Annotated in this window: 8 protein-coding genes; 4 read left to right on the top strand and 4 right to left on the bottom strand. The window is 63.0% G+C overall.

Features of this window, described 5'->3' with window-relative positions:
* The first annotated feature begins 62 nt into the window (after window positions 1-62).
* A complete protein-coding gene (dgcA, locus tag AC0L2L_RS05725) occupies window positions 63-1,046 on the top strand; it encodes an N-acetyl-D-Glu racemase DgcA (RefSeq protein ID WP_473576792.1) in 984 nt (327 codons plus the stop codon).
* Here dgcA and AC0L2L_RS05720 read toward each other — a convergent pair.
* The 3 genes from AC0L2L_RS05720 to AC0L2L_RS05710 form a co-directional block, all read right to left on the bottom strand.
* The gene (locus tag AC0L2L_RS05720; protein WP_473576790.1) at window positions 1,017-2,231 is read right to left on the bottom strand and encodes an MFS transporter; all 1,215 of its coding nucleotides are present in this window, start codon (window positions 2,229-2,231) and stop codon (window positions 1,017-1,019) included. The genes dgcA and AC0L2L_RS05720 overlap by 30 nt on opposite strands.
* Before the next feature lie 240 nt (window positions 2,232-2,471).
* Window positions 2,472-5,051, bottom strand: coding sequence for an EAL domain-containing protein (locus AC0L2L_RS05715; RefSeq protein WP_473576788.1), 2,580 nt, complete (start codon window positions 5,049-5,051; stop codon window positions 2,472-2,474).
* Between the two features lie 114 nt (window positions 5,052-5,165).
* A complete protein-coding gene (locus AC0L2L_RS05710) occupies window positions 5,166-5,996 on the bottom strand; it encodes a UDP-2,3-diacylglucosamine diphosphatase (RefSeq protein WP_473576787.1) in 831 nt (276 codons plus the stop codon).
* Window positions 5,997-6,115: 119 nt separating this feature from the next.
* Here AC0L2L_RS05710 and AC0L2L_RS05705 point away from each other — a divergent pair, with 119 nt between their 5' ends.
* From AC0L2L_RS05705 to AC0L2L_RS05695, 3 genes are all read left to right on the top strand, one after another.
* Window positions 6,116-6,895, top strand: coding sequence for an SDR family oxidoreductase (locus AC0L2L_RS05705; protein ID WP_473576786.1), 780 nt, complete (start codon window positions 6,116-6,118; stop codon window positions 6,893-6,895).
* A gap of 223 nt (window positions 6,896-7,118) precedes the next feature.
* Window positions 7,119-9,443 (top strand): NADP-dependent malic enzyme, encoded by a 2,325-nt coding sequence (locus AC0L2L_RS05700; RefSeq protein WP_473576785.1) that lies wholly within the window; start codon window positions 7,119-7,121, stop codon window positions 9,441-9,443.
* A 185-nt stretch (window positions 9,444-9,628) separates the two neighbouring features.
* On the top strand, window positions 9,629-10,864 hold the full coding sequence (locus AC0L2L_RS05695) for a DUF2865 domain-containing protein (protein WP_473576784.1): 1,236 nt from the start codon (window positions 9,629-9,631) through the stop codon (window positions 10,862-10,864).
* On the opposite strand, the gene gltX is transcribed toward AC0L2L_RS05695, so the two are convergent.
* Window positions 10,782-12,155: a glutamate--tRNA ligase gene (gene gltX, locus AC0L2L_RS05690; RefSeq protein WP_473576783.1), complete on the bottom strand. Its 1,374-nt coding sequence runs from the start codon at window positions 12,153-12,155 to the stop codon at window positions 10,782-10,784. The genes AC0L2L_RS05695 and gltX overlap by 83 nt on opposite strands.
* Between the last annotated feature and the right edge of the window lie 552 nt (window positions 12,156-12,707).

The raw sequence follows: 12,707 nt of genomic DNA, 5'->3' as shown, positions 1-12,707 counted from the left end.
CTGACGCGACTGGCGTGTCGATTTGCCGGCAGACCTGTGTCGCACAGCCGGAGAAGAAAATTATGGCGCGTGTCATTTCGGTCGAAATGGAGCGATTCCCGATCGCCGGCACCTTCACCATCTCACGCGGATCCAAAACCGAGGCCGAAGTCATCACCGTAACGATCGCTGACGGCGGACGTTCCGGGCGCGGCGAGTGCGTGCCCTACAAGCGCTACGGCGAAACCATGGCGGGCGTGTATGCGGCGATCGAAGCGATGCGAGGGCAGATAGCCGGCGGCATAAACAGGATCGCGCTGCTTCAAGCCATGCCTGCGGGCGCAGCGCGCAACGCCATCGACTGCGCCCTGTGGGACCTTGAGGCCAAGCTGACCGGCACGCCGGTGGCGGCAGCGATCGGCGTCCTTCCGACCAAGCCACTGGAAACCGCCTACACCCTGTCGCTCGCCGAGCCGGAGGCCATGGCAGCACAGGCGCGCGCCAATGCCACGCGGCCCTTGCTCAAGGTCAAGATCGGTGGCGACAACGACATGGCGAGGATTCGCGCCGTGACGGAGGCCGCTCCCGAAAGCCGCATCATCCTCGATGCCAATGAGGGCTGGACCGATGGCAATATCGAAGCCAACCTCGCTTTCGCCGCCGAGCACCGCATTGCGTTGATCGAGCAGCCATTGCCGGCAGGCAAGGACGCCGTATTGGGCCGGATTCCGCATCCAGTGCCGATCTGCGCCGACGAAAGCGTGCACGAAGCAAGCGGACTCGGTTCCCTGGTCGGCCTCTACGACGCCGTCAACATCAAGCTCGACAAGGCGGGCGGCCTGACCGGGGCCCTGAAATTGCGCGAACGGGCGCGCGAACTGGGCTTCGGCATCATGGTGGGTTGCATGGTCGGCACCTCGCTCGCCATGGCGCCGGCGGTGCTGCTGGCGCAGGATGCCGACTTCGTCGACCTCGATGGCCCGCTGCTTCTGGCGCGCGATCGCGAGCCCGGCCTTGTCTACCAGGGATCGCTCGTTTCACCGCCCGAGCCGGCGCTGTGGGGCTGAGCGCGCGGCAAGGCCGATCAGCACTATGCCGATGATCGCGATCGGGATCATCGCCAGGAAACCGTCGACGCCCAAGCGCTCATAGAGCGGACCGGAAGCAAGCGTCACAGCGGCCATGAAGAAGCCGTTGAAGAAATAGGCAATGCCTTGCGCGGCGCCCGTGCGCTCTTCGGAGACCGTCTCGCCGATCATCTTCTGCAGGCCGATCAGCACCATGGCGACGGACACCGAGTGCAGCGACTGGACGACGAAGAAGCCGGCGACGCCCAGACCCAGCGGCCAGACCAGGGGAAAGGCGATCCAGCGCACGACCGAGCCGACGCCGGCCATCAACATCACTCTAACGACCGAGATGGATCCGAAAATACGGTTGAAAAACAGGAACATGCAGACTTCGGATACCACGCCCCAGGCCCATAGCAGGCCAACGACGGAATCGCCGATGCCGATTGATTTCCAGTAGATCGACACGAAACCATAGAGGAAGGCGTGGCTGGCCGTGATGATACCGACGCCAAGCGTGAAATAGAGGAAATAGGCGTTGAACAGGCTGGGCGCCTGGTGCTGGATTTCGGTCGCTGACAGCGGCGAGGGCTTTCGCGGCCGCCCAAGGCGCGGCGCCAGCAATGCTGCCGCGAGAGCACCGCCAAGTGACACCAGGATGATGACCGGAACCGCCTGCGGGCCGGTGGCGGCGAGAATGAATCCGCCCGCGAGATTGGCGCAGAGATACGAGATGGAGCCCCATTTGCGCATCGCGGTGTAGTTCGAGCCGAAGCGCCGCACGCCCGACAGCGCCAGCGAATCGGCCATCGGCGAATGCGGCGTCCAGACGATCGTAAAAAGCAACGATACGGCAAGCACGATCGCGTAGGTGGCCGGCAGGAAGTAGCCGGCCGAGACGATCATCGAGCCAGCGACCAGCGCGATATAGACATTGGCGCGGTCCTTGGCCCGGTCCGCAAGCGCGGTCAGCATCGGCGTCGTCACCACGCGTAGGAACATCGGCGCCGCCAGGATGACGGCGATCTGCTCGGCATGAAAACCTTTCGCCTGCAGCCAGAGCGGGAAATAGGGCAGATGCGTGCCTTGTGACACGAACAAGGTCGCGAAGATCAGGCTCATGCGCAGTTCGAAATGGCTGGGCTTGACGAGTTGCTCAGGCGACAAAGGCGGCAGCGACATGAATCGATCCAATTGCGCTGCATTCGACGGACCGCAACGCGTCTCGATCCCTAACATGCGGCAAAGCGCGACGGAACTGTCTGGACCAATCGATCAGGCTAAAGCTTATGGAACGGCACACGGGCGCCGCCCCGCCCCTTCTCCAAGCGCCCCTGTAGAGCCTGGCGGCATCGAGTTGATGCACGGGGCGGGCTCGGGCTCGAAGCGGAAGTGAGCTGCTAGTTGCGGCCGGTCAGGCGTCTAGAAAGAGGCGCTCCTCCGACGCCAGCCAGCGGACTGCTCTTTGTTCAGTTCGCCTGTTGCTTCGGGAGCGGACTCGATTATGTCGCCGGCCACAACGGCGCGCGTCCGCTCCAGCATTGCGGGGACGTCCCGGGCAGGTAGCGGCCGGCTGAGCAGGAAGCCCTGCGCCTCGCTGCACCCTTCTCTTCTTACCCTCTCGAGTTGCTCCGCTGTCTCAACCCCTTCGGCAGTGGTTTGTATCCCGAGGCTGTTGCCAAGGCTCGTGACGGCTCGGATGATGGCGACGGAGCTGTCGATGTCATCGGCATCCTTCACGAAGGACTGGTCGATCTTGATCTTGTCGAAGGGGAACGAGCGCAGATAGCTCAAGCTTGAATATCCGGTTCCGAAGTCATCCATGGCGATATGCACGCCTAGCATGTGGATCTGCTGCAGCATCGCGAGGGTCGCCTCCGTGTTAGCCAGCAGCACCGTCTCGGTGATCTCAAGCTCGAGCCGGCTAGCGGGCAGTCTCGAGGCATCCAATGCTCCGGCAATCGTCGAGAGCAGGAGCGAATTGCGAAACTGCGTCGGCGACAGATTGACGGCGACCTTGATGCTTTGAGGCCAGGCTGCCGCATCAAGGCAGGCTTGCTTGATCACCCATTCACCAATCGGGACGATAAGGCCAATCTCCTCGGCCAACGGAATGAACTCCGCAGGGGACACGATGCCGCGCGTTGGATGATGCCAGCGTAGCAGCGCCTCGAAGCAGCTGACTTCGCCTCGGTCGAGATTGAGGAGCGGTTGATAGTAGATCTCGAACTGCTCCCGTGCCACCGCTTCGCGCAGATCGAGTTCGAGAAATCGTCGCGCCTGCATGCGGGCATCCATTTCCGGCTCGAAGAACCTATACGTCCTGCGCCCCTCCGCCTTTGCTCGATAAAGCGCCATGTCGCCATTCTTGAGCAATTGGTCTGCGTTCCTGCCGTCGCTCGGCGCAATCGAAATGCCGACGCTGGCGCTGATCATGATCCCATGTCCATCGACGACATAGGGCGCGCTAAGTGCATCAATGACCCGTTGTGCGACGGCTGTGGCCTCGAGCGGCTGATCAACTCCCCTCTGAATGATCACAAACTCGTCGCCGCCTAGCCTGGCCACCGTATCGCCTTCACGGATGACCTGCTTCAGCCTGGAGGCGACCTCTCTCAGCAAGGCGTCGCCAACCGGATGCCCCAGCGTGTCGTTGACTGTCTTGAAATGATCGAGATCGAGACAGAGGAAAGCAACTTTGCCATCCTCACGGCCCATGTCGATCAAAGCCTCCTCGGCTCGTTCGCGAAACAATATGCGGTTTGGAAGATCGGTAAGTCCGTCGTGGCGCGCCATGTGCGAGATCTGGACCTCGCTGCGCCGCAAGTCGGTCACATCGTGGTGCGTCGCAAGCCACCCGCCGCCTGGCAGCGGCTGATGTATGAGATCTATGGTGCGCCCGTCCCTGAGCTCCACCAAGCTCACCACGCGCTCGGCGCGATCAATGGTCGCCGAGAGCTGCTGCAAATACTTTTTTGGGTCATGGCCGACATAGAGGCCCGCCGCGATCCGGAACTCCATCAAATCGGTCCATGGCGTGCCTGGACGGGTAAGAATCTCCGGCAGGTGGTAGAGGTCGGCGTAGCTTTGGTTGCAAAGAACCAACCGTCGCTCTGCATCAAACATGCACAGCCCCACGGGCATGTTCGATGCAGCCGCGGCCAAATGCTGCCGCTCCAGCTCGGCCTCGCGGGCGAGGGCGTCGCTACGCTCCAAGCTTGCCTGGTAGCCGGCAAAGGCCGAGAATAGCGCGCCAACCTCGTCCTGCCGATCCCTTTTCAGCGCAACGAGGATTGAGCGACGCTCACCCTGTGTCAACCGACGCATCGCCTCGCTCACGGCGAGGATAGGTTTGCTGACATTGTGGCGAATCCAAGCGACAAGCCCGCTAAGGCATGCGGCGGCAAAAAGAACTGCTACCCAAGTCAGGCGCTGTGCAGCGGCATAGGTATGATCGGCCATAGCTGCGACGGCGGTGCTGCGCTGATTGGTGAGGGCCACCAGGTTGTCCAGCCGCAGGGCCGCCTCGGCAACGGTCGGGAGCGATACCGTCTCGAACTCTTTGATGGCCTTCGTTCGCTCTCCTGTCTCCAAGAGCGGGAAAATCGACGTCAGGGAGTCTTCATAAGCCGTCCACAGATAGACGAACTGATCGAACAAGTCCTGCTCGGCTGGCGATCCGGCACTCCTCCGGTAGGCGCGCCGCCCCCCGAGTATTTCTTCCCTCCCCCTCGCCATCTCCTTGTCGATGCCAGCTATCTGCTGGGTATCGGTAGTGCGCATACGCAGTGTCGCGTATAGCTGATGTTCCGCGAGATTTCGCTTCATCTCGCCGACGATCTGGATCTGCGGCAGCCAAACGCCGGTGATCTCGCTCGTGACCTCGTTGAGCGACCGCAGTTGCGCGACCCCAAATACCCCGACCGCCACAATGCACAGCAACGCCAGTCCAAAGCCCAGCGAGAGCTTGGTCCTGACGCTAACGTCCTTTAACCGTTTCATATAACAACTGATCTGATGAGATCAGTCCTGCTCGCGAGCGCCAACTGCGCGAGAGGTTTAAGGCGCATACTTCAGTGTCACGCCTAAGACCTTAATGCTGACTTAAGACGGCGCTCAGGCCGCCTGCGCCGCCCTGCCCTTGAGGTCGACGATGTCGACCGGCACCAGCACATCCTCGTCGGCCGAAGATTCGGGCAGCACATGCGCCCAGGTCAGGATCTCCATGCGGCCGTCGAAATGCTCGACCACCGCGGTGCAGCTTTCCACCCAGTCGCCGGTGTTGATGTACTGTATCTCGCCATAGTTCTCGATTGCCGCATGATGGATGTGGCCGCAGATCACCCCGTCGACATGCGAACGCCGCGCTTCCTCGGAAAGCACGGTCTGGAACGAGCCGATGAAATTCACCGCCTTTTTCACCTTGACCTTGGCCCAGGACGAGAACGACCAGTAAGGCAGGCCGAGCAGGTGGCGCAGTTTTGTCACCACCCGGTTGACTGTCATCGCCGCGTCATAGGCATAGTCGCCGAGATAGGCGAGCCAGCGCTGGTTGTGCACCACCGTGTCGAACTGGTCGCCATGGATGACCAGCAGGCGGCGGCCGTCGGCAGTTTCATGGATGGCGCGGTCGGCGACGACGATGCCGCCGAAATGCACGCCCTGGAACTGGCGGGCGAACTCGTCGTGGTTGCCGGCGATATAGGTGATCGAGGCGCCCTTGCGCGCCTTGCGCAGCAGCTTCTGTATGACATCGTTGTGGCTCTGCGGCCAATGCCAGCTGCGCCGCAGCCGCCAGCCGTCGACGATATCGCCGACCAGATAGATGATTTCGGCGTCGTGATGGCGCAGGAAGTCGATCAGGAAATCGGCCTTGGCCGCCTTGGAGCCGAGGTGTACGTCCGAGATGAACAGGGCGCGGAAAGTGCGGGGCTCTGGGTCTGACATCACGATTTACCCGTTGCTTTCGCGTGCCTATGCCCCGATTCATGCAACAACCGTATGACGGTTGCGGTTGGTCCAGCTCAAGCGCTAGCTTGCGCCGCAAATCATCAGGAGAAATCACCATGGATCTTGGCATTCGCGGCAAGAAGGCCATCGTCTGCGCCTCGAGCAAGGGATTGGGGCGCGGTTGCGCTATTGCGCTGGCCGAAGCCGGCGCCGATCTCGTCGTCAACGGCCGCAACGCCGAGCTTCTGGCGAAGACCGCAAAGGACATCCGCGACGGGTTCGGCGTGAAAGTGATCGAAGTTGCCGGCGACGTGTCGAGGCCTGACGTGCAGAAGGCGATCCTCGCCGCCTGCCCCGATCCGGACATCCTGGTCAACAACAATGGCGGCCCACCGCTGCGCGATTTCCGCGAGCTCGATCGCGCAAAGATCCTTGATGGCGTGACGCAGAACATGGTGACGCCGATCGAGCTCATCCAGGCGGTGATCGACGGCATGGCCAAGCGCGGCTTCGGCCGTATCGTCAACATCACCTCGCTATCGGTCTATGTGCCGATCCCCGGGCTCGATCTGTCGTCCGGCGCGCGCGCCGGCCTGACCTCGTTCCTCGCCGGCGTGGCGCGTACCGTGATCGACCGCAACGTCACCATCAATAGCCTGCTGCCCGGCAAGCTCGACACCGACCGGCTGCGCGGCCCGCATGAGGCCGGCACGCAGGAAGACCCGGCCGCTGCCGCCGCGCGCAAGGCCCGCATCAGCGCCGACGTGCCGGCGAAGCGTCTCGGCACGCCAGAGGAATTCGGCCAGATCTGCGCCTTCCTCTGCTCGGTCCATGCCGGCTACCTCACCGGCCAGAACATCCCGGTCGATGGCGGTCTCTACGTCAGCGCGTTCTGACCACCGCCAATCCAAAAGGCTTGAGGCTCGCAGGCCAACCGGCTGGAATCGATTGATTATTTTCGCTCCGACATTGTGAAGGCCGGAGCCCGCGATTTGCCGTCGCGAACACTCGCCGTCGCGTGTATCTAGCCTGACGCAATTCCGGACGGAAAACCGTTTCACACTTTTCCTGGAATTGCTCTAGAACGCATGAAAGCAGACAGCAGAGGGAGGGGCCGGAATGGACGGCGAGAGCAAGAAAACGGCCCGGTCGGACCTCGACGAGGCCGCCCTCTTCTTCCACAAGCACCCGACACCGGGAAAGCTCGAAATCCAGGCGACGAAGCCGCTCGGCAACCAGCGCGACCTGGCGCTTGCCTATTCGCCGGGCGTGGCGGCGCCCTGCCTCGAAATCCGCGACGATCCCGCAACCGCGGCCGACTACACGGCGCGCGCCAATCTTGTCGGCGTCGTCTCCAACGGCTCCGCCGTGCTTGGCCTGGGCAATATCGGTCCGCTCGCCTCCAAGCCGGTGATGGAAGGCAAGGCCGTGCTGTTCAAGAAATTCGCCGGCATCGACGTCTTCGACATCGAGATCGACGCGCCCGAGATCGAGCGCATGGTCGAGACAATCGCCGCGCTGGAGCCGACCTTCGGCGGCATCAACCTCGAGGACATCAAGGCTCCGGAATGCTTCGAGGTCGAGGAGCGGCTGAAGGCCCGCATGGGCATCCCGGTCTTCCATGACGACCAGCATGGCACCGCGATCATCGTCGCCGCCGCCGTGCTCAACGGACTGGAACTGGCCGGCAAGGCGATTGCCGACATCAAGATCGTCACGTCCGGCGCGGGTGCCGCGGCACTTGCCTGCCTCAACCTGCTGGTCTCGCTCGGCGCCAGGGTGGAAAACATCTGGGTCACCGACCGTTTTGGCGTCGCCCATAAGGGCCGCGTCGAAGAGATGGACCGTTGGAAAGACCCTTATGTGAAGGACACCGAGGCGCGCACGCTGGCCGATGTCATTCCCGGCGCCGACGTCTTCCTCGGCCTTTCCGCCGCCGGCGTGCTGAAGCCGGAACTCCTGCAGAACATGGCGCCGAAACCGCTGATCCTGGCTTTGGCCAACCCCAATCCCGAGATCATGCCCGAGTTGGCAAGGGCCGCGCGCCCGGATGCCATGATCTGCACGGGGCGTTCCGATTTTCCCAATCAAGTCAACAACGTGTTGTGCTTTCCTTACATCTTCCGCGGCGCGCTCGATTGCGGCGCCAGCGCCATCAACGAGGAGATGAAGATGGCGGCGGTACGCGCGATCGCCGCCCTTGCCCGCGAGGAGCCTTCGGACGTCGCGGCGCGCGCCTATTCCGGCGAGACGCCGATGTTCGGTCCCGATTTCCTGATCCCCTCGCCCTTCGATCCGCGCCTTATCCTGCGCATCGCGCCGGCGGTGGCGAAGGCTGCCTGCGATAGCGGTGTGGCGACCCGGCCGATTGCCGACTTCGCCGCCTATATCGACAAGCTCAACCGCTTCGTCTTCCGCTCCGGCCTGGTGATGAAGCCGGTGTTCTCCTCGGCCAAGACGTCAAGCACCAAGCGCGTCATCTATGCCGACGGCGAGGACGAGCGCGTGCTGCGCGCGGCCCAGGTCGTGCTGGAGGAAGGCATTGCCGAGCCGACCCTGATCGGCCGCCCGCATGTGGTGGAGGTCAGGCTGAAGCGTTACGGTCTGCGCATCCGGCCGGGTGTCGATTTCGCCTTGATCAACCCGGAAGACGATCCGCGCTACCGCCACTATGTCGACCTGTTGATCGAACTCGCCGGCCGGCGCGGCGTGACGACGGAAGCCGCCCGCACCATGGTGCGCACCGACAACACGGTGATCGCGGCCCTGGCGCTGAAACGCGGCGACGCCGACGCCATGGTCTGCGGCCTCGAAGGCCGCTTCGAGCGGCATCTGCGCAACGTCACGCTGATCATAGGGCCACGCGCCGGCATCAAGGATATGGACCTGTCGACGCTTTCGATGCTGATCTCGCAGCGCGGCATCATCTTCCTCACCGACACCCACGTCTCGGTCGACCCGACGGCGGAGGAGATCGCCGAAATGACCGTGCTGGCGGCGGAGGAAATCCAGCGCTTCGGCATCGAGCCGAAGGCAGCGCTGCTGTCGCACTCGGATTTCGGCTCGCGCGATTCGCCGAGCGCGCTGAAGATGCGCCGCGCGGCGGAAATCCTCGGCCGCATCGCGCCCGGCTTGCAGTGCGACGGCGAGATGCATGCTGATACCGCACTGTCGGAGCATCTGCGCCAGCGCGTCTATCCGCATTCGCGACTGAAGGGCGAGGCCAATCTGCTGGTCTTCCCGAACCTCGACTCGGCCAACATCACGCTGACGGCTTTGCGCGCCATGATGGATGCGCTGCATGTCGGGCCGATCCTGCTCGGCACCGACAAGCCCGCGCACATATTGACGCCGTCGGTGACCTCGCGCGGCGTCGTCAACATGACCGCGCTCGCCGTCGTCGAGGCAGCGCATAAGGCGCAGGCGCTCGTCGATCTGGGTTAGGGTCTCGGCGGTTGAACTGCTCAGGCGGGCGCGAAGCGGAAATGCCCCGTCTGCCTAAGACATATTGTGCTTCCGGTTGAAAACGCTTCGCGCCGAATTGCCTTAAGCTTGCTAGTGCCGACTCTGGCATAGTCAGTTAACCACGGGCCGGGTAGCTTTGGATAAAAGGCGATTTGGGGTTTCGGATGAAAGGCGCCGGGTTGAAGCTGACCCACCTTGCGGTGCTGCTTGCAGCACTCGCCGCGTCGGCTGGCGCGGTGACCCAATCCCAGGCGGCCTCGCGCCTTTGCAGGCAACTCGAGGCCGAACTCGCGGCCGCACGCGGTGGTGGCGGCGGGCCCGGTATCGTCCGGAAATATGATGATGCCATCCAGCGCCAGCGCGAGCAGTTGGCGAAAGCCCGGAGCCGGGCGGGCGACGCCAATTGCGGCTTCACGCTGTTCTCGCGCAATGTCAGCCAATGCGCGGCGATCAATGCCTCGATAGAGCGAATGAACGCCAATCTCGATACTTTGCAGGCCAAGCGCGATCGGCTGGCCGCCGGCGGCACGCGCCGCGACCGCGGCCGCATCCTGGCGGCACTCGATGCCAATGGCTGCCGCGATGACGAGATCGCGCCGCGCCATGCGCCGCTTCAGGAAGCGGCTCGCGACAATGGCGGCGGCAATCTTTTCGAGCAGCTGTTCGGCCGCCAGGATCGGCAACTCGAAACGCCCGATGCATCCGATATACCGGACTCGGCGGACGTACCGCCCGATGATCCGAGCGAGCGCAACATCCGCCGCGTCATCAACCAGCCGGACGGCATGGACCTGCCGCGGTTGGGCGGCGAGTTCCGCACGATGTGCGTGCGCACCTGCGACGGCTACTTCTTTCCGATGTCCAACGCCGCCTCTGTCGGCGACTTCGAGCGCGACCAGAAGAACTGCGAATCGAGCTGCCCGGGCACCGAGATGCAGGTCTTCTATACGCGTGGAATGGATGACGATTCGGGCTCGATGACCTCCTCGGTGACCGGCCAACCCTACAGCGAATTGCCGACCGCCTATCTCTACAAGCAGGCCAATTTCTCGCGGCCGCCGACCTGCGGCTGCAACGCCCAGGCCGGCAATGGCAACTTCACGATCATCGGCGGCAATCCGCCCAATCCTGAACAGTCGCAACCTGACGGCGGTGCGGCAATATTCGCCCCGGCGCCGGCGACCAAGCCCGATCCCGGCGCGGATCCGGAAACACTCGCTAACATTGAAGGCGGGCTCGACCGGGACGCGATCAGGCGGCTGACCACCAAGGTGCCGGTGTCGCCGGTCTCGGCGCTGCCGCCGGATCAGCGCAAGGTCAGGGTCGTCGGGCCAGCGTTCCTTCCCGACCCATCAGCGGCAATAGATCTGAAAGCTCCGGCCCCGAAGTCCGCCCGGTGAGCGCCAGTCTCAGCGGCATGAACAGCGGCTTGCCTTTGCGCCCCGTTGCTTGCTTGATCCTGCCGGTCCAGTCCTTCCAGACGGTCCCGTTCCAGGGCTCCTCCGGGAGAACGTCAAAAGCCTGATTGAGAAAGTCGCGGTCCTCGCCGGAAAATTCGGCCGATTTCTGCGGGCCGTCGCTCAGGATCCGCCACCAGGCGACCGCGTCCGGCAGCCGGTCGAGATTGCCACGAACCGCCATCCAGAACGGCTCGGCCTTGTCGCCGGAAATGCCCAGCACAATCAGCCGGTCGCGCGCTTCCTCGAACGACATGTGGTGCATCAGCGTACGGTTGAGCACGAAGAGCTCGTCCGGGTCGAACTTGGAGGCGGACTTCGACGTCGCCGCCGGGTCGAAATGGCCGGCAAGCTCGTTGAGGTCGTGCGCTGCGGTAACATTTTCCGACGTGCCGACGAGCACGGCCAGCGAGGCGACCGCCATCGGCTCGATGCCGTCCTCGCGCAGGCTTTGGATCGACAGCGCTCCCGCGCGCTTCGACAACCCCTCTCCCGACACCGTGGTGAGCAGATTGTGGTGGCCGAAGACCGGCGGCTCGGCGCCGAGCGCCTTGAAGATGGCGATCTGCACGCCGGTGTTGGTGACATGGTCGTCGCCGCGAATGACATGGCTGACGCCCATCTCGATGTCGTCGACCACCGAAGGCAGCGTGTAGAGATAGGTGCCGTCCTCGCGCACCAGGATGGGATCCGACAGCGAGGCAAGATCGACCGTCTCCTCGCCGCGCACCAGGTCGTTCCAATGCACTTCGGTGCGCTCCGGCTGCAGCGGATCGCTGGTGAAATTGGGCAGCAGGAAACGCCAGTGCGGGCGCCGACCATCGGACTGGTATTCCGCCACCTGCTCCGGCGTCAGCGTCAGCGCCTCGCGGCCATAGACCGGCGGCAGGCCGCGCGTGCGGCGCACCTTGCGGCGCAGATCGAGTTCTTCCGGCGTTTCATAGCAGGCATAGAGCACGCGCGCCGCCTTCAGCCGCTCGACCGCCGCGTCGTAGATCTCGAAGCGGCGCGACTGGTACGCGGTGACATCCGGGAAGATGCCCAGCCAATGCAGGTCGTAAAGGATGGAATCGGCATATTCCTGCGTCGAGCGGGCAATGTCGGTGTCGTCGAAGCGCTGGATGAAGCGACCCTTGTTGTTCATGGCGAAAAGCCAGTTGAACAGCGCTGTGCGCGCGTTGCCGATATGGATGCGGCCGGTCGGCGATGGTGCAAAACGTACGGTAACTGTCATGAGCGGGGCGTAACGGATGCTTTTGGTGTTGACAAGGCGCGCCGCCGCGCGAACGCAACAGATAGTGCAAGCCAGCTAAAATGAAAAGCCGCCGGCCCGACACGCTTTCGCGGCAACCCGATAAACCTCGTCAAGTGCCTGCAAAGCCGGGCTTCGCATGTCCCCGTTATCCACATATGTGACACACAAGATGTTGGGGTCACAAAAGCTACGCAAACGAATCCTTGACGGGTCAGACCGAGTCGCTTTTTATAGGCCATGCGCTCCTGTTGCGGGCGCGACCGGAGAGTTTTGAGGCCGGTCTTTTTTCCCGGATTTTGTGCGTTTTGCCTGGATTTCCGCCTGTTCACGAGGCTGGCGGAAGCGTTGGGATCGTTAGGGCTTGGTGGGCGAAAAGGGAGAATTGTCGGCCTGGAAAAAATGATCTGTTAACACTATATTTAGTGTTTGCAGGCAGGATCGACGCTAGATAGTGTGAACCTCCCTCTACGGAGGGAATCGACAAAAGTTTCATTTTGAGGGACCCGCGGGTCGACCTGCAACCTGGGTAAG

The organism is Mesorhizobium sp. WSM4832 (assembly GCF_055811115.1).
Note: the sequence above shows the minus strand (reverse complement) of the source record. Positions and strands in the feature narration are given on the sequence as shown.